The sequence below is a fragment of the Jeotgalicoccus coquinae genome, from assembly GCF_014207425.1.
In the GTDB taxonomy this organism is placed as follows: domain Bacteria; phylum Bacillota; class Bacilli; order Staphylococcales; family Salinicoccaceae; genus Jeotgalicoccus; species Jeotgalicoccus coquinae.
On record NZ_JACHFF010000003.1, the window covers coordinates 246,825 to 268,974 of the forward strand.

A 22,150-nucleotide genomic window follows, 5' to 3' on the forward strand; every position below is an offset into this window, starting at 1 on the left:
TTTTTTAATTACAGGGGGACATATTAATGGCTGGATTACCAATTGGTTTAACTGTTGCGGGAACTGATCCGACGGGAGGCGCGGGTGTATTTGCGGATTTGAAAACGATGCATTCGCGCGGCGTTTACGGTATGGCTGCGGTTACTTCACTGACGGCGCAGAACACTTTAGGAGTTCAGGATGTTTACAATGTGCCGGCGGATTTTATCGATAAAGAACTGAACAGTATTTTTTCAGATGAAGTCCCGCATGCGATGAAGACGGGCATGATTGCTGAAGCGGATATGATGACGGTGATTGCTGAATACGTTCGAAAGTACAATATTCCGTACGTGATGGATCCGGTAATGATTGCCACGAGCGGAGACCGTCTGATGACGGATAATTCGGTGTCGACGCTGATTGAGACGCTGATTCCGATGGCACATATCGTTACGCCGAATCTTCACGAAGCGGAGAGTATTGCCAATATGAAGATTGAAACCGAAGATGATATTCATAAAGCGCTGAAAATATTTGTCGATGATATGGGTGCAGACAGTGTCATTATAAAAGGCGGTCATCTGGAAGGTGATGCAACGGATTATTTATATGACGGCAGCACTATTTCAACGCTGTCGGCAAAACGGATCGATACGGATCAGACGCACGGCACAGGCTGTACCTTCTCGGCGGTGCTGACTGCGGAGCTTGCAAAAGGACGAACGGCAGAAGAAGCGTTTAAAACAGGTAAAGCGTATATTACGAATGCGATTCAAAATTCACCCGGTATCGGCAAAGGCAGCGGACCGGTAAACCATTTCAGCTATAAAGGAGACTGATTCACATGATTGAACAGTTAAGAAGAGAACGTCCGCTTGTCGTCTGCGTTACTAACGATGTCGTTAAGCCGTTTACTGCAAACAGTCTGCTGTCACTTGGAGCATCTCCGATTATGAGCGGGGAGAAAAGTGAAGCGGCGGATATATTAAAACATGCGGGGGCACTGCTGTTAAATATCGGCACGTGTACTGAAGACAAGATCCCGCTGTATGAAGAAATGGCCCGCTGTGCAAACGAGTATAATATTCCGGTTGTGCTGGATCCGGTAGGTTACGGCGCATCGGCATTTCGCAGAAATTTAACGGATAAGCTGCTCGGTGAATACGATATTGCACTGGTGAAGGGGAACGCAGGGGAAATCCATGCTTTAAGCGGCCGGGAAGCAGTGTCTAAAGGCGTTGACTCCATCATAGAAGGGAATACACTGGATATTGCGAAAGACGCACACGAGGTGTTAAACGTGCCTGTACTGGTGACCGGCGAAATGGATGCGTATGCTGACGGCAAAGAAAAAATGACGATGCACAACGGTCATAAGTATCTCGAAGTGATTACAGGATCCGGCTGTGTGCTCGGTGCGATAACAGCTGCATTTTTAGCGTTGGAAAATAAATCGGACAGTATTGCCGATGCTGTCAGTCTCTACAATATTGCAGCGGAAAAAGCAGCCCGTTCGGCAACGGGACCGGGGACATTTGCAGCTAAGTTAATAGATGAGATTTATAACTTTAAAACAGAAGACTATAATGCGAGAAGAGTGGATGTTCATGAATAAAGACATACTGAGACTGTACCTGATTGCGAGTTCAGCCAGCTTTAAAAATCCGCTCAAGGATCTGGAAACTGCATTTAATGCGGGTGTAACTTGTTTTCAGCTCCGTGAAAAGGGTGCTGATATTAAAAGAGGACAGGTATTGACGGACTTTGCACGGGAAGTAAAGAAACTGTGCAGCCGGTATAATGTAACGTTCATTATAAACGATGATGTGAAACTGGCAGAAGCAGTTGAAGCAGACGGAATTCATATCGGACAGGACGACATAAATCCGGATATGCTGCCGGAGTACTTTAACAATAAAATTATCGGTCTGTCTGTCGGTAACTTAACAGAACTTAAATCAAGCAGTCTGGCCCGGGTATCGTATCTCGGTATCGGTCCGGTGTTCAGCACTTTATCGAAATCGGATGCAGGTGAAGCAATCGGCACGGACGGCTTACGGGAATTAGTAAATCATACGGAATTGCCGACGACAGCAATCGGAGGAATCACAGAAAAAAATTATAAAGAATGCCTGAAGAACGGGGCAGACGGGATTTGTGTTATCTCAGCAATTACCGGTTCAGACAATATTGAACAAACCGTGACAGCTTTGTTGCAGTAACTATGTGAAATATTAACCATATGGTATGAAATTGGTTTTTATACACTTCTATTTATGGTACAATCTTTTTTATGTGAGATATTACTTAGAGGTGAAGAAATGATTAAAAAGTGGCTATTACCAGCGTCTATGGTACTGGTACTATTCTTGGCAGGGTGTGACTATTCACAGCCTGAGAATAGAGACGGCTTCTTCTATAACACTCTTGTCCAGCCGATGGATTCGTTATTACACTGGCTTGGAGATAATCTGGACAACAACTACGGTCTGGCTATTATCGTCATCACGCTGATTGTGAGACTGGCAATTTTCCCATTCATGATGCGTACATACAAAAATCAGATGATGATGAGAGAAAAAATGAAGATTGTCAAACCAGAAATGGAAGCAATCCAGCAGCGCGTTAAAGTTGCAACAACGCAGGAAGAAAAAATGGCAGCCCAGCAGGAAATGATGGGTCTTTATAAGAAACACGATATTAACCCGCTTAACATGGGTTGCTTACCTATTCTTATTCAGATGCCGGTTGTTATGGCATTATACTTTGCATTACGATTCCCTTCCGATGGCGGAATAACAGCTCATCCTGATTTCTTATGGATGGAACTAACACAAACAGACTACTTCATGGTTGCAATTGCAGGTATTGTATACGCAATTCAAGCATGGGTATCAACAAGATATGTATCAGAAGAACAGCGTAAACAAATGCAGTTATTCATGTACATTTCTCCAATAATGATTATTTGGATTTCAGCGATTTCACCATCAGCACTCCCATTATACTGGGCAGTCGGCGGTATCTTCCTGATCTTCCAGACTTGGGCAGGTAACACATTCTACCGCAAGAAAGTTAATGAAGAAATGGCACCGATTATTGCAGCACACGAACGCGAACAAGCTGAAAAAGAAGCACGCGTTAAGAACGCTAAAGTTAAACCTAAGAAAAAGCGTAAGAAATAAGCAGCAGCTAATTTTTGAGAGTAGAGTCCGATAAGGATTCTGCTCTTTTTTTGTTCTGTTTTTGTGCTATCACCGTCAATAAAAAATCCCCCGGGCGAAGATTCGCCCGGGGGACACATCCGATATTACAATATCGGTGATATTAAGTTTGCGAGGCCTTCTTTCATCTTAATCCACAGCCCGCGGTTTTTATATTTATCTTCTGTGAGTATTTCACAATGTTTAATATCCGATTCAAATATTTTACGGTGTTTAATCGCTTCATCCTCATCGTACATAAATGCATTCACTTCAAAGTTTAAAATGAAGCTGCGGTTATCGAGGTTTGTCGTTCCGACTGATACCACTTCGTCATCGATAATAAATACTTTCTGATGGAGGAAACCAGGCTGGTACATGTAAACTTCAGCACCCATTTTCATCAGGGAGCCGACGTTTGAGTATGTTGCCCAGTATACGAACGGATGGTCCGGAAAGCTCGGAATCATAATTTTAACTCTGACTCCGGACAGTATCGCAATACGGATAGCTTCCATTATCGACTGATCTGGAATGAAATAGGGCGATTGAATGTGTATGGTTTTCTTCGCCTTGTAAATCATTTTCAGATAACCGTATTTAATCTGTTGATAATTTTCGTCGGGACCGCTTGAGGCAATCTGCATCGTTGTCCGGCCGACTGAATCAATTTCAGGGAAGTAATGGTCTTCATGTTTCATATTGTTGCGTGTATCGTGAGAGTTCCAGTCCAGCATGAAGCGGAGCTGCAGTGATTTCACAGCGTTACCTTCAATGCGGAGGTGAGTGTCGCGCCAGTCGCCCATCTTAGGATCACGCCCGAGATACTCATCACCGACGTTCGCACCGCCGATGTAGCCGATTCTGCCGTCGATAACGACAATCTTGCGGTGGTTTCTGTTATTAATACGCGGATTGATTAGCGGCATCTTGCTCGGAAAGAATGCTTCGACCAGTCCGCCGGCATTTCTTATATCACTGAAGTTTCTAAGCGATAAAGACCGGGAGCCGATGTCATCGTACAGAATGCGTACCGAGACACCTTCTTTTTGTTTCTTTAAGAGAGCTTTATACAGCTCCGTACCAATCTTATCCATTTTAAAAATATAATACTGGAAATGAATATGGTCTTCAGCTGCCTCGATATCTTTCAGCATCTGTGAGAATTTTTTATTCATATCAATAAAAGTAGTTACGTCATTATTGCTTGTCACGAATGACTGGTTATTATAAAGCAGCATCTGAATTTGTTTCTTATGTTTCTCTGCGATCGGATTGGCGAATGTCAGACGGTTGTGTGTAATCTCTTCCAGCTGTTCGCTGACGAGATGTTCGAGTCCGACTTTGTCGTCCTCATCGAGTTTAAATAGTTCCTGACGGTAAATAGTGCGTCCGAAAAGCATGTAAAGCAGAAAGCCGACAATCGGCAGGAAGAATAATACTAAAACCCATGCCCAGACGCTCTGGGCGCTGCGGCGTTCAAGAAATACAAGCCCGCCGGCTAAGAGAAAGTTAACTATGAAAAGGATAACGGTAACGATTGTAATTACCGAGGCATCTGTAATGTAAATGTCCAAAATCGGTATCTGCATATGTATCCACCTTCTTTGAAGTATAAAAGTTTGTCAGTCTGTAATAATTAATGTCTGAAAAGTATAGATAATTATAGCATAAACGAGTACAATTAAGTTAGCCATAAAAAGGGAGTGTCAATATGCGCAAAAACGACAAAAGCAAAGTTAAAGAAGTCGTCCAGATGCTGCATGAACTCGGTGTTAAAGTGACGGTTTCCAAATCAAGATTTGAAATTATGAATCGCATCGCAAATAAAGATCAGCTCAGACTGAAAGAAAATAATATTTAAAATAAAAACTGCTGAGGAGGGGTTATCCCTTTTCAGCAGTTTTTATATGTTTTTAGAACTTTTGCTCAGGTGATGGAAATACATGCTGAGCATAATTCCGACAGCAAGCATGTTGGCCCACAGTCCGCTTCCCCCGTAACTTATGAACGGCAGCGGAAGTCCTGTAATCGGCAGCAGTTGAATTGTCATACCGATATTCTGGATGATATGGAAGACAAGCAGTGCAAGATAGCCGATAATGAAATAAGCGGCAAAGCTGTCCGTCGCCATAAAGGCCATACGGATTAAGTGCATGACAAGCATGAACAGTACGATAATAACAATTGTTGAACCGATAAACCCGAATTCCTCACCGATAATCGTAAAGATGAAATCGGTATGGTTTTCCGGAATATAAATGATACCTTCCGTGTAACCTTTACCTGTTATCCCGCCGGAACCGATAGCAATCAGCGAGTTTGTCAGCTGGAATCCGCTGTCGGACTGGAAGTCTTCAGGTGTAATCCACGAATAAATACGCTCGAACTGATAAGGATGAATGCCTAAATAGCGTTCAAGTAAATCCGGACGGTATAAAATACCGAGTATCAGTGCAAGACCGGTCGATGCCGCAACGGAAAGTGTCGGGATAATCAGCCACCAGCTGATACCTGAAACGACAACAAGTCCAAGGAAGATAGCAATCATTACGAGTACAGTTCCAAGGTCATTCTGCAGCAGGATGAAGAGCATCGGCGGAATAGAGACTAAAATCAGTTTTAACAGCAGTCTCAGGTCCATCGATAACGTATTCGTTAATTTATATTTATTGTGCTGGCTGATAACGTAAGCCATTGTTAAAATATAAATGATTTTAACGAACTCAGACGGCTGGATACTGAAAAATCCGAACTGGTACCAGCTTTTCGCACCATTAATAATCGGTGTGATTGACGACACGGGTGCAATATATAAAATAACAAGACTCAGAACACCCAGTATGTACAATGCCCATGTATAGTTTTTTATCAGTTTAAACGGCACCAGCATCAGGCCGAATGCAAGAAAGAAACCCAAACCGTAAAACGCAATCTGCCGGGTGCTGAAGTCAGTGCCGTACTGGCCGCTGGTCATCGCCGAACTGATTGATACCACACTGATTGCCGCAAGCAGCAGGATTAAGATAATCAGAATCCAGTCGATGCGTGCAAAGAAGTTTGAATTTTGACGTGTATATTTATTATTACTCAAGAAAGTCACCTAATTCATTTAGAAATCATGACATTTAGTATACAACTAATTTATAATTATAAACAGTAAATACAAATATTTAGGATGAAAAATTATGATAAAAGCTACGATTGAACAAATAGCAAAATTCACCGGCGGTACGATGAACAGCCGTGCAGCGGATATGAAATCAAATGTAATTAAAGGTGTATCAATCGATACACGTACTATAGAAGAAAACAATTTGTTCATTCCTTTTAAAGGCGAACACGCAGACGGACACAGATTTATTGATATGGCATTTTCAAAAGGTGCAGGTGTTACGCTGAGCGAACAGCCGCCGGAGGAATCCCGCTATCCGGTAATTCACGTTACAGACGGACAGAAAGCACTGCAGGATATTGCGGAAGCATATTTAAACATTGTTAATCCGGCTGTAATTGCTGTTACAGGATCAAATGGTAAGACGACGACGAAAGATATGCTGGAATGTGTACTGAACAAGAAATATAAAGTGCAGAAAACACCCGGTAACTTTAATAATGAAATCGGCATGCCGCTGACTGTTTTACAATTAGATGAAGATACTGAAATATCTATTCTGGAAATGGGTATGGATAAAGTGGGGGACATAAATTTCCTGAGCAGAATGGCGAAGCCGGATATTGCGGTGATTACGAGCGTCGGTGAATCCCATATTGAAATGCTGGGATCCAGAGAAAACATTGCCGGAGCAAAATACGAAATCGTCGATTATTTAAAAGACGACGGCACGTTTATCTATTCCAAAGATTACCCGCTGCTTGATGCGATTGTTAAGCAGGACACGGCATATGAAATTAAGACGGCAGGACTGCTGGAAGTCAATGATTATACAATCGGTAAGGTAATGGAAGATGATAACGGCACGCACTTTACTTTTAAAGACGTACAGTTTGATATTCCGCAGCTCGGTATTCACAATGCACTGAATGCATCACTTGCGGTGCTTGCCGGGGAAAAACTCGGAGTGTCATTAGAAGAAGCACGTGAGAATCTTGCGGACCTTGAAGTGACAAGCATGAGAATGGAGCGCATTGCTCATCCGAATGGCACGCTGATTGTGAACGATGCGTACAATGCGTCGAAAGCGAGTATGATCAGCGCTGTCGACACTGTCGGCCGTATGCATCACACAGATAAAATTCTCGTGCTGGCTGATATTCTGGAGCTTGGAGATTACAAACAGGAACTGCATGAAGATGTTGCACACTTTATTAATGAAGAAACTTATCAATTTACGAAGATTTATACGTTCGGCGGCGGTGCGAAATATATCCATGACGCTTTAACGATGGAAGACAAAGAACATACGTCATCGATAGAAGAATTGAAAAACAAAGTACAAAAGCATTTTAATGAAGATACAGTAATTCTGCTGAAAGGATCACGCGGTATGGCTGTCGAGAGGGTGATTGACGATATCTAAAATCGGAGTGCTGTTTTTACACGGTTATACAGGCGGAAGATATGAGCTTGAGCCGGCATTTCAGTATTTAAAAAAACGCTATGACTTTGAATATGAGTTCCCCCAGTATCCAGGTCATGGCACGACGCTGAATTTATCTTCGGTTACAGGCGATGACTGGTACCGGGAAGCGGAACGGGCATATTTCAACCTGGCATCGCGCACCGATAAAATATACGTCATCGGCTTTTCGATGGGCGGAGTGTTCGCGAGCTTTATCGCCCAAAATTATCCGGTTGAAAAACTGGTTTTAATTGCACCTGCATTCGACCACACCAAATTAAGCAGACTGAACAGATTGAAACTGTCACCGTCAGGAGTAAATGACCATTTTAAATTGAATATGATGGCGAGAGTAAGACCGCGTCTGAAAAACATTCCCATCAGAGCGGTGAAAGAGTTTATTAAGATTGTCGACTCAAAAATCGGCGATCTTGAAAGTATTACGTGCGATACGCTGCTTATTCACGGAAAGATTGATCTGCTTGTCCCGTATGAGACAAGCATAGAAGCCGAGAAGAAAATACCGCAGTCAAAACTAATACTAATGGAGCACACCCCCCACCTGATAATGTTCACTCAGGACAAGCAGCTGGAACTCAATATTCTTGTTGAGAGATTTTTATTTCTTGACATCGGATTAAAACATCTTGTGGATTAAAGTGTTAAGTGTTACTATGGAGAAGTTGTACATGCGAGAAATGAAATAGTCAAAGGAGACTAAAGTTTGAAAATTTTTAAAGAGTTAGGTATTAGTGACGATACAATTCAGTCACTATCCGATATGGGGTTCACAGAACCTACCCCAATCCAAGTGGAAAGTATTCCCTTAGCATTAGAGCGTAAAGATATTATTGGTCAGGCTCAGACGGGGACTGGTAAAACCGGTGCATTCGGTATCCCAATTGTAGAAAACACAACTAAAGGCGCAGGCACTCAAGTTGTAGTGTTAGCACCAACTAGAGAGTTAGCAGTTCAGGTCAGCGAACAAATTAAAGCATTTGCTAAAAGAAAGAAATTAGCTACTGCAGTTATTTTCGGCGGCATGAGCATAGACCGTCAGATTAAAGACCTTAAAAGACAACCCGAAATCATTGTTGGTACACCAGGTCGTATGATCGACCACATCAACCGCCGTACGCTTAAATTACAAGATGTTCACACACTTGTTTTAGACGAAGCGGATGAAATGATGAACATGGGCTTCATCGATGATGTTAAATTCATCATGAGCAAAGTACCTGAAGACAATCGCCACACACTTCTATTTTCAGCGACAATGCCCCGGGCAATCCAGGATTTAGTAACGCGTTTCATGAACAAACCTCACATCGTTAAAACGATGAACCAAAACAATTCCGATCCATTAATCGATGAATTCTATACAATTGTTAAAGAGCTGGAAAAATTATCTGTATTTACATCATTCCTTGATGTTCATCAGCCAAGCCTTGCAATCGTATTCGGCCGTACAAAACGCCGTGTAGATGAATTGACAAGTGCATTAATTGCTAAAGGTTACCGTGCAGAAGGTTTACATGGCGATATTACTCAATCTAAACGTCTTGAAGTATTAAAGAAATTCAAGAATAATTCATTAGACATTTTAGTAGCTACTGATGTAGCAGCAAGAGGCTTGGATATTACGGATGTATCACATGTGTACAACTTCGATATTCCACAGGATTCCGAGTCTTACACACACCGTATTGGACGTACCGGCCGTGCCGGTAAAGAAGGAATGGCATTAACATTCGTTAACCCTGTAGAGATGGACTTCCTGCGTCAGATTGAAAAAGACAAGAAGAAACCAATCGTTACACTTCGTCCACCAAGTAAAAAAGAAGTAGAAAAAGCTCGTGAAAACGAAGTCTTTGAAAAAATCGGTGCATGGTTAGCTGACAATAAAAATCAGCACACTTTCGAAGTGGCTGACGGGTTAATGAAAACTCATGAGTCACGCGAAGTTATTGCAGCGTTAGTAAACGAACTTCTGTATGCCAAAGAAGATGACAATATTCAATTGTCATTTGAAAAACCACTTTCTCGCAAGGGTCACGGCGGACGCAGAGGTAAATCGAACTATAGTAAAGGCGGTCAAAGAAGCGGCGGCGGCAACAGACGCGGTCGTGACGGCGGCAGACCTTCAAGAAACAGCAGCGGCGGCAGCGGTGCTAAACGTCATGGTGGTAAACCATCATCAGGCGGACGTACCAGCAAACAGGGCCGTGTGTTTAAAGATCACCAAAAATAATATTTATAATTGAAGCATTCACTTTTTAAGTGAATGCTTTTTTATGTTTTCTGAGTGTTGTATCATAGAGGTAAACTAACAGTTGGAAGGGTTGCTTATGATAGAGTTGAACGAACGCGTCAGACCGTATATGACGGTCAAAGCATTATTAGTATGGGTAACCAGTATTCTTATATTTTCAGCAGCCGGTTTTGCAGTACATTTCTTTTCGTGGCCGGTCTGGCTGTATTATATTTTTATCGCCCTGCTCGTATTGGAACTCGCGGGATTTATTTTTTTAAGACCGTGGATTTATACCAAAGTGACATCATATGAACTGCTCGAAGACAGAATTATCGTCAGACAGGGCTTCTTTACAGTAAAGACACAGATGATTCCGTTAAAAAGAGCGCAGGGCGTCGAGTTTAAAACAGGTCCTTTGTCGAGAAAATATGATCTTGCAGGGCTCCGTATTAAAACGGCGGGAATCGGCATCGATATGCCTCCGCTCCAGACTGATGAAGCCAGAACTTTAAAAACGGCTGTCATCGATATCGTAAAGGAGGAAAATACAGATGTATAATCCTCAGAAACTCCATAGAATCGCATATGCAGGAAGTGTAGTTAAAGGAATTAAAACGATGTTTTTCCCGGCAATTATTATTTTCTTTAATATGAGGGAAGAGCTGTTCTCAGGTTCGATAAACCCATGGATGCTGTTTAGCGGCATCGGGATACTCGCTCTTGTATTTATCGTCTTTACAGGATTCGATATGTTAAATATATACCGGACAAGATTCTGGATTGAGAACAATAAATTTATTTATAAAGACGGGATATTTACCCGAAATGAAAAGGAACTGGATATTAAACGTATTCAGTCCATCGACTTTAACGAGCCGTTTTTTCACCGTATTTTTGGTGCGGTACAGCTCGATATATTAACACCCGGTGACGGTATTAAAATTGATACGATTAAAAAGTCACAGGGTCAGGAAATTCAAAAAATGATTTATGAGGAACAGCAGGATATCGAGAACGAGGATATTACTGTTAACCAGGGAGACTCAAGTCCCTGGCCGAGAGAAACAGAACCGGAAGCTGTACCTAAAACGGCTGCCCGTGAATTCGTTACGCTGAAAAAAATGAAAACAAAAGAACTTGTGTTAATGGCGATGACAAGCGGCGGACTTGGAGTCTTTGCTGCGATATTCTTCGGTGTTCTGAACGTTGTCGGCGGAGAAATCCTTATTGAAAACTATTTTGAATATGTCAGCGGACTCGTCAGAAGTATAGTGTTCGGCATCGTTATTTCTTCTCTTGTGTTTGTAATCATCGGTTACATTATCGGTACAATTATCATCATGGTTAGAAACTACGATTACACATTAAAACAGAGCGGTGATGATCTGACCGTGGAATACGGTTTATTCTCCAAAAAGAATAAGAGCGTCAACATAAACAGAGTGCAGAATGTTATTATATCCGACAGTCTGCTGCGACGTTTAATCGGCTACTATGCATTGTCGGTATCGATTACGAGCGACTCTCTTGAATCAGATCAGATCGACGGCAAAGTACAGCTGCTGCCGTTCATTAAAAAGAAAGAACTGTACAGCATTATCGGAGATATATTTCCGAATTATCATATGGAACTGCCGAAGCGTGTCGTACCGTTCCGTGCAATAAGACGCTATTTCCAAATTACACTGCTGATATTTATTACAGGCACCGGAGTAATGGCATACTTCTTCCACGGTGAAACATTCATGCTTTACTTTTATATCGGAGCAGCAGTAATTCTGATGCTTTTAATTGCGAGCGGGATTTACAGTGCAAAAAATGTCGGCTATGCAATTTATAAAGATGAAATTAATCTGATGACAGCGTCGTTCTTTACACGCCGTCATTACGCAATTAAGCGCGATAAAATTATCGATACGACATACCGGCGCAATCCGTTTTTACACCGGGCAGATCTTGGCCATATAGAAGTGTCGACCCCGGGCGGGATTGCCAGTTCGTCGGCAGAAATTAAGTTTATCGGGAAACATGATATCGAGACAATATGGACATTTATAGAAAGGGGGCATGACGATGAAACGGATTTCGCCGAAAGCAATCAAACTGTGGAGAATCAGAGAATATATTAACGTAGGAGTCTGGCTGCTGATTGCTGCTGCAATAGGTATTGCACAGATATTTTTGGATTTTATTCCGTGGTGGATATTTCTTATTCCTCTGGCAGTCGCAATTTATATAATTATCGTTCATGCATGGATTATTCCAAAGCTCCGCTATAAGTACTTCAGATATAAAGTGCTTGAAGATGAGATACGAATCCACAGCGGTATCTGGTTTAAATCTGAAGTTGCGGTGCCGCTGTACCGTGTTCAGAACATTGATACAACGGTCGGGCCTATTATGAAAAAGATGAATCTGAAAGGTATTTCCCTGCAGACTTCTGCTGAAAAACTCTATATTCCGGAACTGGAAACAGATAAAGCAGATCAGCTGCGTCACGATATCCGTGAACTGATTAATAAAAACATCAACATAAAGCAGAATGAGGGAACATTATGATTACAGGTCTCGGAACGGATATTATAGAAATTTCACGTATTCATAAAGTAAATAAAGATGATCGTCTGGCTAGAAGAATTTTGACGCCGGATGAAATGAATCACTATAACGGTATTACAAATGAAGAGCGTAAAATCACTTATCTTGCAGGGCGTTTTGCAGTGAAGGAAGCATACAGCAAAGCGCTTGGCACAGGAATTGGCAGTGCAGTCAGCTTTAATGATATTAACTGCATGAATGATGAGCGCGGAAAACCGTCGCTTACAAATGCACCCAATGCCCATGTATCAATATCCCATTCAAAAGATTATGCGGTTGCAACAGTTATTATAGAGGAGGCTGGCGAATGAGCGATAAGTATTACAGAAATACAGTACTCGATGTAAATCTAGAAGCCATAGAAAAAAACTGCAGAGCGATTCAGGAAATTAACCCTGAAAAGATATTGATTGCAGTCGTTAAAGCGAATGCATACGGTCTTGGAGCAAAAGCAGTCAGCGAATATCTGGCAGAGGCCGGCGTCACTTTTTTTGCGGTTGCAACTCTGGATGAAGCAATAGATTTGCGTATGCATGGCATTAAACAGAAAATACTCGTACTCGGCACGATACTTCCGAAACACATTAATAAAGCAATTCAGCACCGTATTGCAGTGACAGCACCGAACCTCGTGTGGGTTAAAGAAGCGAAAAGCGAAGTGACTGATGCGTATGATAAAGAAGTGTGGATTCATATTAAAGTAAATACAGGTATGAACCGCTACGGCACTTCGGATGCGGATGAAGTAAATGAGATGATTAAAGAAATCAATTCATTCAGCCGCTTTATTTACGAAGGGATATACAGTCATTTCACTTCAAGTGATGAAGATAATGAAGTGACAGACGAACAATTTAATTTATTTAAAGATATCGTCAGTCAGGCTGAACGTCCTGAATACGTTCATATTTCAAATTCAGGCGGAGCATTAACGCTGAAAGAAGACTTCACAACAGCAATCCGCACCGGTATTGCACTATACGGCTACTATCCAAGCAGGTGGACTGCTTCAGCAACATCTGTGGAACTTGTACCGTCAGTTAAATTATCTGCTGAAATTTCAGCGGTTCATCAGCTGGAAGCAGGAGACAGTGTCAGCTACGGCAGGAAATATACTGCTTCAAAGAGAGAAAAAGTTGCAACATTGCCTATCGGATATGCAGATGGGTTATTAAGACAGCATAATGGGTATAAAGTACAATTAGAAGGTGGTACCGACTGTGAAATTATCGGCACCATCTGCATGGATGCACTAATAATCAGAGTTCCGGAACACACCGATGCAGGAGTAAACGTTACTATAATTGATGATTCACAGAAATCGAAGCAGTCGATGGAAAGTTACAGTGAATACACAGGAACTATTTCATATGAATCGCTTTGTGCTTTTGGGCGCCGTATTCCCCGCCGCTATGCCGGGAAAGATGTTGAACTGGTCTATAACGAAGTAATAAACTAAACGGACATTCGATTGATAGCAAGAGAATGTCTCAAATGTTATGATTAGTACAATAACTGATTTATATGGAGCTGACTATTTTGTCTGATTCATCTGCAAAAAATGAGTTCGAAAAAGCATTGGTAAATGGCTACATTGAAATGGCGGAGATTAATTTATTAATTGCTCGGGAAGGCTTTTACGCGGAAAGTGAAGCATACCGTACCGGCATTTCTGTCACGGAACGGGAATGTGCTGCATGTAACGATAGTAAAGATGGTGAATAGATGAAAAGAGGAGAAGTTTATCTGGCCGATCTTTCACCTGTGCAGGGTTCAGAACAGGGGGGCAAACGCCCCGTTGTTATTATCCAAAATAATGTTGGTAACCGTCACAGTCCTACTGTGATAGTTGCAGCCATTACTGGGAAAATAAACAAAGCGAAGATACCTACACATGTTGAAATATCAAAGGAAGCTTACAAACTGGATATGGACTCGGTAATACTGCTGGAGCAAATCAGAACGGTCGATAAGACCAGGTTACAGGAAAAACTTACATATCTGGATGAGGACAAAATGCGTGAAGTTAACGATGCATTAAAAGTCAGTCTGGAATTAGAACCGAAAAAGAAAAGAAAAAAGAATAAGTCAAACAGAAAATAGACTTTTGTTTACAAAAGTCTATTTTGGAAATGGAGGTGTTTTTAATATGACGTATATTGACGATCTGGTAGAAGAGTACAAAGGTCTGATTGTGGATTATATCAAAACGGGTAATGCCGATGAACTCGCGGGAACAGCTCATGAATTCAGTGAACGAGCAATTGATCTCGATATTTCGCCGGATGAGATGGTGGCTCTGCATATTGAACTGGTCAGTGCGATTCCGCTGACAAACTACGAAGAAGTTAAAGCCTCTTTGGACGTGTTGCAGGAAATCATGATTCGATTCGGATTTACATATAAGGATTACAAAGCAATGCTTAACAAAATGGAGCGTCATGACCAGGAAATGGATGTCGCTGCCAGTCTGCAGGAGACGATGTTAAAAACTTCGATTCCCGTCATCGAAAATGTCGAGCTTGGCGCAATCAGTGTACCGGCCCGTAAAGTAAGCGGGGACTACTTTAATATTATTGAACACAGCGACAGCAAGCTGACTTTTGCGGTTGCCGACGTTATCGGTAAAGGGATACCGGCTGCAATTGCCATGTCGATGCTGAAATTCGGAATGGACCTGACATCATCGTCCAGTCCGCCGTCAAAATCATTGAAGCGTCTGAATGAACTGGTGGAGAAAAACGTTAATAAAAACATGTTCGTAACGATGTTCTACGGACTTTATGATTTTAAGAACCAGTCTCTGTGCTTTTCAAGTGCGGGACACGAACCTGCATTCCTTTATCACTATGAAGATGATGAGTTTGAGGAGCTGGACGGCAAAGGGCTTGTACTCGGTGTAATGAAAGATACGGAGTACGAAGAGGTTTCATCCAGACTCGAGAAAAATGATATGCTGTTTATTTTTACAGACGGTGTGTCCGAACTTAGAAAACATGATGGTACGTTTATTAACATGGATGACATTAAAGAGATGATACGGGAAGCCCGCGATCAGCATCCTCAGGACATTGTCCAGTATATTTATGAAGCGCTGACCCGGATGCGCAATCAGAATTACAAAGACGACTTAACAATGTTTATCATAAAAAATAAAAGTGCTAATTAAAAGTTTTAAAAACGTGAATAAAGGGTAGAAATATTAAGGTATAAAATTTATGAATTAAGTGATTGGAGTGCATACATAGTTATGAATATAAAAATAGACGCTACGGAAAACGGCGGAGAGTATTTAGTAAGTGTCAGCGGCGAGCTGGATGTATATACTGCACCAGAGTTAAAGAAAGTATTCGAACCGGTCGCGGCAGCAGGCGAGCATAACCTGATTGTCGATTTAAGCGAATTGAGTTATATGGATTCCACAGGGCTGGGTATTTTCGTAGGAACTCTTAAAGATCTTAATAAATATGACAAGGAACTCCATGTACTTGGAGTTAACGATAGAATTTTAAAACTTTTTGAAATTACAGGATTACGTGATTTAATGTATGTTAATAAGAAGTCGGAGGTCGACTGAAGAATGATGCCACAATATGATTTTATAGAAATGAAGTTTCCGGCAAGTGCAGAGTACGTAAGTCTTATCCGTTTAACGCTGTCGGGTGTGTTATCGAGAGCAGGAGCGACTTATGACGATATTGAAGATTCTAAAATTGCAGTATCGGAAGCTGTAACTAATGCTGTTAAACATGCTTATAAGGACAATGAACAGGGTGAAATTCTTGTAGGATTTGCAGTCTACAGCGATAAGGTGGAAGTTATTGTTTCGGATAACGGACAGAGCTTTGATTATGAAGAAATCAAAGAAGAGCTTGGCCCGTACAATGAAGACGATAATATCGATTACCTCAGAGAAGGAGGGCTTGGCCTGTTCCTTATTGAGACGCTGATGGACAAAGTTTCCTTTAGAAAAGAACCTGGTGTTACGATCAGCATGACGAAGTATATTAACGAAAGTCAGGTGCACCCGAATGGAGAAACGATCTCGCAATAGGAATTACGGACTGCCGCCTGAAGAAGTAAACGAACTGATTAAAAGATATCAGGAAGATGAAGATGATATCGCACAAACTGAACTCGTGGAAAACTATACGAAGCTTGTGGAATCGCTCGCTTACAGATACTCACGCGGCCAGTCTCATCATGAGGATTTGGTACAGGTCGGGATGCTGGGATTATTAGGTGCTATCAGACGTTTTGATACATCGTTTGAACGCAGGTTTGAAGTTTTTTTAGTGCCGACAGTTGTTGGTGAAATTAAACGATATCTGCGTGACAAAACATGGAGTGTTCATGTGCCGAGACGTATTAAGGAACTCGGACCGAGAATTAAAAATACGACGGACGCACTGACAAATGAACTCGAAAGATCACCGACAATCCAGGAACTGGCAATGGAGCTTGAAGTTACTGAGGAAGAAGTGCTTGAGGCTATGGAAATGGGTCAGAGTTATAACGCACTCAGCGTTGACCATTCAATCGAAGCGGATAAAGATGGTTCGACAGTAACATTGCTCGATGTTATGGGACAGCAGGATGACAATTATGATCTGGCTGAAAAACGCATGATTTTAGAAAAAGTACTGCCAATCTTAAGCGACAGAGAGCAGGAAATTATAAAATCGACATTTATTGACGGTCTGAGCCAGAAAGAAACCGGTGAAAAAATCGGTTTAAGCCAGATGCATGTCTCGAGACTGCAGCGTTCTGCAATTAAGAAGCTGAGAGAAGCCGTTAAGGAAGAAGATGAATAAATTTATAAATGAGCCCGGTCTACATTAGATTGGGCTCTTATTATTAGGAGAGTACATATTATGGCGCACGAACTTGTACAGGAAATATCAACTGAAATGAAAATCAATAAAGGACATATAGAAAAAGTTCTTGAACTGCTTGCAGAGAAAAATACGGTCCCTTTTATTGCCCGTTACCGTAAGGAACAGACAGGTGGGTTGGATGAAGTTGCAATTAAAGAAATTGAAACGAAGTATCTGTATCTGGAAAACCTGAATAAGCGTAAAGAAGAAGTTATCCGTCTGATAGATGAACAGGGGATGCTGACTGACGACCTGCGTAAAGATATTTTAAAACAGACAAAGCAGAGCCGCGTAGAAGATTTATACCGTCCATTTAAACAGAAAAAGAAAACGCGTGCGACTGAAGCGAAAAGACTAGGACTTGAACCGCTGGCGAAAATTATTCTGGCAGGCAAACACCGTGATATAGAAAGTGCTGCAGCAGAGTATATCAATGAAGAAGTGACTTCAGTTGAAACAGCAATTAAAGGTGCGAAAGATATTATTGCGGAAATTGTCTCGGATAATCCCCAGTACCGTCTGTATATACTGAAAATCATCAAAGATACTTCAGAAATCGTTTCAGCTGTTAAGAAGAATGCTGACGATGAGCAGGGTGTTTTTGAAATGTATTACGAGTATGCGGAAAGAATTAAAAATATAGTGCCGCACAGAGTACTTGCGTTAAACCGTGGTGAAGCATTAAAAGTTCTGACGGTTAAATTAACGCATGATACTGAGAGAATTGCGAATTACTTAAAGAAAGAAGTTATCGATGTACACATCAAGACAAAAGAACTGCTGACAGAAGCAATTGAGGACAGCATGAAACGTCTTATTTTACCTTCTCTTGAAAGAGAAGTGCGGGCTGACTTAACTGAAACAAGTGAAAAGCATGCAGTGATGGTCTTCGAAGAAAATTTAAAACGTCTGCTTCTGCAGCCGCCGTTAAAAGGCAGAGTAATTCTTGGATTGGATCCTGCATACCGTACGGGATGTAAACTCGCTGTAATTAACGATACAGGATCATATCTTGCGAAGGATGTTATATTCCCGCATAAACCTGTAAATAAAAAAGATGCTGCGAAATCAGTCATTTTAAAACTGATTAAGAAACATAATGTGTCATTGATTGCGATAGGGAATGGTACGGCTTCGAGAGAATCCGAAGAATTTATCGGTGAGCTCATTAAAGAAGCGAGCCTGGATATTCCTTATATTATTGTTAACGAAGCGGGTGCCAGTGTTTATTCGGCATCGGAAATCGCAAGAGAAGAGTTTCCTGACTTTAACGTAGAGGAAAGAAGTGCAGTATCAATCGCAAGACGGGTTCATGATCCACTGAGTGAACTGGTTAAAATCGATCCTAAATCTATCGGTGTCGGCCAGTATCAGCATGATATTAACCAGAAGTTCCTGACTGAGTCATTAAATTTTGTCGTGGAAACTGCTGTAAACCAAGTAGGAGTGAACTTAAATACTGCATCGACGACACTGCTGCAGCACGTAGCGGGGCTGTCACCGGTAATAAGTAAAAATATCGTCGCGTTCAGAGAAGAGAACGGCGGATTTAAAAAGAGAAGTGAATTGAAGAAAGTGGCACGCTTAGGCGATAAAACGTATGAGCAGTGTGTCGGATTCCTTAGAATATTTAACGGTAAAGAGCCGCTTGATGTTACGCCGATTCATCCGGAGCAGTATAAAAACACGTATAAGCTTATTGAGACTATCGGTTTAACAATTGATAATCTTGGCGAAGATATTATGAGCGATAAACTGGATGGCTTAAATATTAAAGAAATTGCAGAGATGCTCGATATTGGTGTGCCGACACTTGAAGATATTATATCAAGTCTGAAAGCGCCGATGAGAGACATTCGTGATAAGTACGATACACCGTTATTAAAATCAGATGTACTCGGCATCGAAGATTTAAAAACAGGAATGACATTGTCCGGAACAGTAAGAAACGTAACAGATTTTGGGGCGTTCGTGGATGTTGGAGTGAAGCAGGATGGACTGGTTCACGTATCGCAGATCTCAAACCGCTTTGTGAAACATCCATTGGAAGTAGTAAACACAGGAGATATTGTTGAGGTTAAAGTAATGGATGTAGATGTTCAGAAGAACAGAATATCACTTACAATGAAAAATTTATAGAATAGACAAAAACGGAAACGACTCAGTCGTTTCCGTTTTTTTATTAATATTAAGAATTACATGTTGTGGAAGTAATCAGGAGTTTCAAGATCAACGTCGTTGATATCGATTCCTAATGCTGCTGCAACACCTTTACCGTAATCCGGATCTGCCTGATAGCAGTTATAGATATGACGATGTTTAGTACGAGTAGTTGTACCAGTCATTTCGTTAGCCGTGTTGTAGAATAGACGCTGTTTGTCTTCGTCAGACTGCAATCTGAATAATTTACCAGGCTGCTCGAAGTAGTTATCGTCGTCATCACGGAAGTTGTGTTCATATACTGAACTGTACTCAAGATCAAGTGCAGGCTGTTTAGCATGCGGCTGTGAATTGTGAGCACCATAGCTGTTCGGGTAATAGTTGATTGATGAACCAGCGTTACCGTCAACTCTCATTGCACCGTCGCGGCTGAATGGACATACGTTTTCTGCACCTTTAGGTGAGTTAACCGGAATCTGGTGGTGGTTAACACCTAAGCGGTATCTTTGAGCATCTCCATATGAGAATAAGCGGCCCTGAAGCATTTTATCTGGTGAGAAACCAATACCAGGTACGATGTTAGTAGGGGCAAATGCTGCCTGCTCAACTTCTGCAAAGTAGTTTTCAGGATTCTTGTTAAGTTCGAATTCACCAACCGGGATTAACGGGAAGTCACCTTTATACCATACTTTTGTTAAGTCGAAAGGGTTGTATGGAAGGTTTTTAGCTTCTTCTTCAGTCATAACCTGAATGTATACTTTCCATTTAGGGAAGTCGCCTTCTTCGATAGAGTTGAATAAATCTCTCTGTGAAGATTCACGGTCCGATCCAACCAGTTCAGCAGCTTCTTCTGCAGAATAGTTTTCGATTCCCTGTTGAGTGCGGAAATGGAATTTAACCCATACACGCTCATCGTTTTCGTTAATCATGCTGTATGTGTGTGAACCGAATCCGTGCATGTTTCTGAAGCCTTTCGGAATTCCGCGTTCAGTCATAATGATTGTTACCTGGTGAAGTGCTTCAGGTAAATTAGTCCAGAAGTCCCAGTTGCTTTCTGCATTGTGCATGTTAGTTTTAGGGTCACGCTTAACAACGTGGTTTAAACTTGGGAATAATTTAGGATCACGGAAGAAGAATACAGGTGTGTTGTTACCAACTAAGTCCCAGTTACCTTCTTCAGTATAGAATTTTAAAGCAAATCCGCGAATATCGCGTTCAGCATCAGCTGCACCGCGTTCACCTGCTACAGTTGAGAAACGTGCGAACATTTCAGTTTGTTTGCCGACTTCGCTGAAAATTTTAGCTTTTGTATATTGAGAAATATCATTTGTTACTGTGAATGTACCATAAGCACCGGAACCTTTAGCGTGCATACGGCGTTCAGGAATAACTTCACGGTCGAAATGAGCCATCATATCGAGGAAGTACGGATCTTGCATAACGAGCGGACCGCGAGGGCCGGCTGTCATTGTGTTTTCACGATCGCCTACAGGGTTACCAAAAAGAGTCGTAAGTCTATTGTCTTTGTTAGTCATCAATAACTGCCTCCATTAATTAGAATGATTATAAATAAACTATAACAAGCTACAAGACCAAAAGCAAGCTTCGAAACCGCAATAAGATTATTATTTTACAAAGCTTATACATGCTTCATATAATAGAAAAACAACTAATAAGACAGGGGAATACATTCTAAATGAGAAGTCAGTCAATAATAAACGAAATGTCCTGATATTTCCCTTTATATAGAAGGAACTAGAAAACAAAGAAAAGTTTAAATTAATTTGTTCGAAAGTGTTGACTTTAAATCCGGAACCCGGTATATTAATAAACGTTGTTACAAAACAGATGGCCCGTTGGTCAAGCGGTTAAGACACCGCCCTTTCACGGCGGTAACACGGGTTCGAGTCCCGTACGGGTCACCATTTAAAAATCTTAAAACAAAGTATTGACTTAACGAATTCAGTGAAGTATAATTAAAAATCTAACCAGTTGAAGAAAGAACTCGACAGGCGAGACGCAAAAAAAGAATTTAAAATAAACAGTTGACATTAACTGATGAACACGATATACTAGTTCTTGTCGCTTAAAACATATTAACTAAAAGTTAATACATATAATAAGCTTTGCGGTTGTGGCGGAATCGGCAGACGCGCTAGGTTGAGGGCCTAGTGGGAGTTAAATCCCGTGGAGGTTCAAGTCCTCTCAGCCGCACCATTTAAAACTTATTATAACATATATATATATACCATGCGGGTATAGTTAAATGGTATAACCTCAGCCTTCCAAGCTGATGTTGTCGGTTCGATCCCGTCTACCCGCTCCATTAGATTTATTACCTAAAAAGAGAACATTGAAAACTGAATGACAATATGTCAACGTTTAATTCCGAATAAACAAGTCTTCTATTATATAGGAGCACAGATTGAGGCGAACAATTAAAACGCAAACGAGATACTGTCAGCAGTATCACAAAGAGCTTAAGTTTAAGTT

At 41.3% G+C, this 22,150-nt stretch carries 23 protein-coding genes and 3 tRNA genes; 23 read left to right on the plus strand and 3 right to left on the minus strand.

The window, feature by feature from the left end:
- The first annotated feature begins 26 nt into the window (after window positions 1-26).
- The 4 genes from thiD to yidC all read left to right on the plus strand — a co-directional run bounded on the left by thiD (window position 27) and on the right by yidC (window position 3,167).
- Window positions 27-821, plus strand: coding sequence for a bifunctional hydroxymethylpyrimidine kinase/phosphomethylpyrimidine kinase (thiD, locus tag HNR41_RS10040; RefSeq protein WP_184284262.1), 795 nt, complete (start codon window positions 27-29; stop codon window positions 819-821).
- Window positions 822-826: 5 nt separating this feature from the next.
- Window positions 827-1,597 carry a hydroxyethylthiazole kinase gene (thiM, locus tag HNR41_RS10045; protein ID WP_221432920.1) on the plus strand — a complete coding sequence of 257 codons (771 nt, stop codon included), beginning with the start codon at window positions 827-829 and terminating at the stop codon, window positions 1,595-1,597.
- Window positions 1,590-2,204, plus strand: coding sequence for a thiamine phosphate synthase (gene thiE / locus HNR41_RS10050; protein WP_184284264.1), 615 nt, complete (start codon window positions 1,590-1,592; stop codon window positions 2,202-2,204). Before thiM ends, thiE begins: the two co-directional genes overlap by 8 nt.
- A gap of 99 nt (window positions 2,205-2,303) precedes the next feature.
- Window positions 2,304-3,167 carry a membrane protein insertase YidC gene (gene yidC, locus HNR41_RS10055; protein ID WP_184284266.1) on the plus strand — a complete coding sequence of 288 codons (864 nt, stop codon included), beginning with the start codon at window positions 2,304-2,306 and terminating at the stop codon, window positions 3,165-3,167.
- A gap of 125 nt (window positions 3,168-3,292) precedes the next feature.
- Here yidC and cls read toward each other — a convergent pair whose 3' ends face one another.
- Window positions 3,293-4,777 carry a cardiolipin synthase gene (cls, locus tag HNR41_RS10060; RefSeq protein ID WP_184284268.1) on the minus strand — a complete coding sequence of 495 codons (1,485 nt, stop codon included), beginning with the start codon at window positions 4,775-4,777 and terminating at the stop codon, window positions 3,293-3,295.
- A gap of 122 nt (window positions 4,778-4,899) precedes the next feature.
- Here cls and HNR41_RS10065 point away from each other — a divergent pair, with 122 nt between their 5' ends.
- Window positions 4,900-5,049, plus strand: a complete 150-nt coding sequence (locus tag HNR41_RS10065) for an Lmo0850 family protein (protein ID WP_169516118.1) — start codon at window positions 4,900-4,902, stop codon at window positions 5,047-5,049.
- Window positions 5,050-5,091: 42 nt separating this feature from the next.
- Here the strand turns inward: HNR41_RS10065 and HNR41_RS10070 are convergent, their stop codons facing one another.
- Entirely contained in the window at window positions 5,092-6,279 is a 1,188-nt protein-coding gene (locus tag HNR41_RS10070) for an FtsW/RodA/SpoVE family cell cycle protein (RefSeq protein ID WP_184284270.1), read from the minus strand.
- A 94-nt stretch (window positions 6,280-6,373) separates the two neighbouring features.
- Here HNR41_RS10070 and HNR41_RS10075 point away from each other — a divergent pair, with 94 nt between their 5' ends.
- The 15 genes from HNR41_RS10075 (at window position 6,374) to HNR41_RS10145 (ending at window position 19,636) form a co-directional block, all read left to right on the plus strand.
- A complete protein-coding gene (locus HNR41_RS10075) occupies window positions 6,374-7,726 on the plus strand; it encodes a UDP-N-acetylmuramoyl-tripeptide--D-alanyl-D-alanine ligase (protein WP_184284272.1) in 1,353 nt (450 codons plus the stop codon).
- Window positions 7,713-8,426, plus strand: coding sequence for an alpha/beta hydrolase (locus HNR41_RS10080; RefSeq protein WP_229714985.1), 714 nt, complete (start codon window positions 7,713-7,715; stop codon window positions 8,424-8,426). Before HNR41_RS10075 ends, HNR41_RS10080 begins: the two co-directional genes overlap by 14 nt.
- A 66-nt stretch (window positions 8,427-8,492) precedes the next feature.
- Window positions 8,493-10,019 carry a DEAD/DEAH box helicase gene (locus HNR41_RS10085; RefSeq protein ID WP_184284274.1) on the plus strand — a complete coding sequence of 509 codons (1,527 nt, stop codon included), beginning with the start codon at window positions 8,493-8,495 and terminating at the stop codon, window positions 10,017-10,019.
- A 97-nt stretch (window positions 10,020-10,116) separates the two neighbouring features.
- Entirely contained in the window at window positions 10,117-10,581 is a 465-nt protein-coding gene (locus HNR41_RS10090; protein WP_184284276.1) for a PH domain-containing protein, read from the plus strand.
- Window positions 10,574-12,151, plus strand: a complete 1,578-nt coding sequence (locus HNR41_RS10095) for a PH domain-containing protein (RefSeq protein ID WP_184284278.1) — start codon at window positions 10,574-10,576, stop codon at window positions 12,149-12,151. The genes HNR41_RS10090 and HNR41_RS10095 overlap by 8 nt, the downstream gene beginning before the upstream one ends.
- Window positions 12,096-12,581, plus strand: a complete 486-nt coding sequence (locus HNR41_RS10100) for a PH domain-containing protein (RefSeq protein ID WP_184284280.1) — start codon at window positions 12,096-12,098, stop codon at window positions 12,579-12,581. The genes HNR41_RS10095 and HNR41_RS10100 overlap by 56 nt, the downstream gene beginning before the upstream one ends.
- Window positions 12,578-12,931: a holo-ACP synthase gene (gene acpS, locus HNR41_RS10105; RefSeq protein WP_184284282.1), complete on the plus strand. Its 354-nt coding sequence runs from the start codon at window positions 12,578-12,580 to the stop codon at window positions 12,929-12,931. The genes HNR41_RS10100 and acpS overlap by 4 nt, the downstream gene beginning before the upstream one ends.
- Window positions 12,928-14,079: an alanine racemase gene (gene alr, locus HNR41_RS10110; RefSeq protein ID WP_184284284.1), complete on the plus strand. Its 1,152-nt coding sequence runs from the start codon at window positions 12,928-12,930 to the stop codon at window positions 14,077-14,079. Before acpS ends, alr begins: the two co-directional genes overlap by 4 nt.
- Before the next feature lie 80 nt (window positions 14,080-14,159).
- Window positions 14,160-14,345 (plus strand): hypothetical protein, encoded by a 186-nt coding sequence (locus HNR41_RS10115; protein WP_184284286.1) that lies wholly within the window; start codon window positions 14,160-14,162, stop codon window positions 14,343-14,345.
- The gene (locus HNR41_RS10120) at window positions 14,346-14,723 is read left to right on the plus strand and encodes a type II toxin-antitoxin system PemK/MazF family toxin (protein ID WP_184284288.1); all 378 of its coding nucleotides are present in this window, start codon (window positions 14,346-14,348) and stop codon (window positions 14,721-14,723) included.
- A 46-nt stretch (window positions 14,724-14,769) separates the two neighbouring features.
- Window positions 14,770-15,789 carry a SpoIIE family protein phosphatase gene (locus HNR41_RS10125; protein WP_184284290.1) on the plus strand — a complete coding sequence of 340 codons (1,020 nt, stop codon included), beginning with the start codon at window positions 14,770-14,772 and terminating at the stop codon, window positions 15,787-15,789.
- Between the two features lie 81 nt (window positions 15,790-15,870).
- Window positions 15,871-16,197, plus strand: coding sequence for an STAS domain-containing protein (locus HNR41_RS10130; RefSeq protein ID WP_184284292.1), 327 nt, complete (start codon window positions 15,871-15,873; stop codon window positions 16,195-16,197).
- 3 nt (window positions 16,198-16,200) lie between these two features.
- The gene (rsbW, locus tag HNR41_RS10135) at window positions 16,201-16,674 is read left to right on the plus strand and encodes an anti-sigma B factor RsbW (protein ID WP_184284294.1); all 474 of its coding nucleotides are present in this window, start codon (window positions 16,201-16,203) and stop codon (window positions 16,672-16,674) included.
- Window positions 16,652-17,434 (plus strand): RNA polymerase sigma factor SigB, encoded by a 783-nt coding sequence (gene sigB, locus HNR41_RS10140; protein ID WP_184284296.1) that lies wholly within the window; start codon window positions 16,652-16,654, stop codon window positions 17,432-17,434. Before rsbW ends, sigB begins: the two co-directional genes overlap by 23 nt.
- A 60-nt stretch (window positions 17,435-17,494) precedes the next feature.
- Window positions 17,495-19,636, plus strand: a complete 2,142-nt coding sequence (locus HNR41_RS10145; RefSeq protein ID WP_184284298.1) for a Tex family protein — start codon at window positions 17,495-17,497, stop codon at window positions 19,634-19,636.
- 56 nt (window positions 19,637-19,692) lie between these two features.
- On the opposite strand, the gene HNR41_RS10150 is transcribed toward HNR41_RS10145, so the two are convergent.
- Entirely contained in the window at window positions 19,693-21,192 is a 1,500-nt protein-coding gene (locus tag HNR41_RS10150; protein WP_184284300.1) for a catalase, read from the minus strand.
- Between the two features lie 315 nt (window positions 21,193-21,507).
- On the opposite strand from HNR41_RS10150, the gene HNR41_RS10155 reads away from it, so the two are divergent.
- The 3 genes from HNR41_RS10155 to HNR41_RS10165 all read left to right on the plus strand — a co-directional run bounded on the left by HNR41_RS10155 (window position 21,508) and on the right by HNR41_RS10165 (window position 21,983).
- Window positions 21,508-21,582 (plus strand) — tRNA-Glu (locus tag HNR41_RS10155).
- Window positions 21,583-21,785: 203 nt separating this feature from the next.
- Window positions 21,786-21,874 (plus strand) — tRNA-Leu (locus HNR41_RS10160).
- A gap of 35 nt (window positions 21,875-21,909) precedes the next feature.
- A tRNA-Gly gene (locus HNR41_RS10165) sits at window positions 21,910-21,983 on the plus strand.
- Window positions 21,984-22,150 lie beyond the last annotated feature (167 nt).

Excerpts from the sequence above, each read along its gene's own strand:
- yidC (WP_184284266.1), top strand. The coding sequence starts at position 2,304 with ATGATTAAAAAGTGGCTATTACCAGCGTCTATGGTACTGGTACTATTC.
- HNR41_RS10120 (WP_184284288.1), top strand. The coding sequence starts at position 14,346 with ATGAAAAGAGGAGAAGTTTATCTGGCCGATCTTTCACCTGTGCAGGGT.
- HNR41_RS10150 (WP_184284300.1), bottom strand. The coding sequence starts at position 21,192 with ATGACTAACAAAGACAATAGACTTACGACTCTTTTTGGTAACCCTGTA.
- HNR41_RS10065 (WP_169516118.1), top strand. The coding sequence starts at position 4,900 with ATGCGCAAAAACGACAAAAGCAAAGTTAAAGAAGTCGTCCAGATGCTG.
- thiE (WP_184284264.1), top strand. The coding sequence starts at position 1,590 with ATGAATAAAGACATACTGAGACTGTACCTGATTGCGAGTTCAGCCAGC.
- HNR41_RS10145 (WP_184284298.1), top strand. The coding sequence starts at position 17,495 with ATGGCGCACGAACTTGTACAGGAAATATCAACTGAAATGAAAATCAAT.
- thiM (WP_221432920.1), top strand. The coding sequence starts at position 827 with ATGATTGAACAGTTAAGAAGAGAACGTCCGCTTGTCGTCTGCGTTACT.
- HNR41_RS10090 (WP_184284276.1), top strand. The coding sequence starts at position 10,117 with ATGATAGAGTTGAACGAACGCGTCAGACCGTATATGACGGTCAAAGCA.
- thiD (WP_184284262.1), top strand. The coding sequence starts at position 27 with ATGGCTGGATTACCAATTGGTTTAACTGTTGCGGGAACTGATCCGACG.
- alr (WP_184284284.1), top strand. The coding sequence starts at position 12,928 with ATGAGCGATAAGTATTACAGAAATACAGTACTCGATGTAAATCTAGAA.
- rsbW (WP_184284294.1), top strand. The coding sequence starts at position 16,201 with ATGATGCCACAATATGATTTTATAGAAATGAAGTTTCCGGCAAGTGCA.
- cls (WP_184284268.1), bottom strand. The coding sequence starts at position 4,777 with ATGCAGATACCGATTTTGGACATTTACATTACAGATGCCTCGGTAATT.
- HNR41_RS10100 (WP_184284280.1), top strand. The coding sequence starts at position 12,096 with ATGAAACGGATTTCGCCGAAAGCAATCAAACTGTGGAGAATCAGAGAA.
- HNR41_RS10130 (WP_184284292.1), top strand. The coding sequence starts at position 15,871 with ATGAATATAAAAATAGACGCTACGGAAAACGGCGGAGAGTATTTAGTA.
- HNR41_RS10075 (WP_184284272.1), top strand. The coding sequence starts at position 6,374 with ATGATAAAAGCTACGATTGAACAAATAGCAAAATTCACCGGCGGTACG.
- sigB (WP_184284296.1), top strand. The coding sequence starts at position 16,652 with ATGGAGAAACGATCTCGCAATAGGAATTACGGACTGCCGCCTGAAGAA.
- HNR41_RS10095 (WP_184284278.1), top strand. The coding sequence starts at position 10,574 with ATGTATAATCCTCAGAAACTCCATAGAATCGCATATGCAGGAAGTGTA.
- acpS (WP_184284282.1), top strand. The coding sequence starts at position 12,578 with ATGATTACAGGTCTCGGAACGGATATTATAGAAATTTCACGTATTCAT.
- HNR41_RS10125 (WP_184284290.1), top strand. The coding sequence starts at position 14,770 with ATGACGTATATTGACGATCTGGTAGAAGAGTACAAAGGTCTGATTGTG.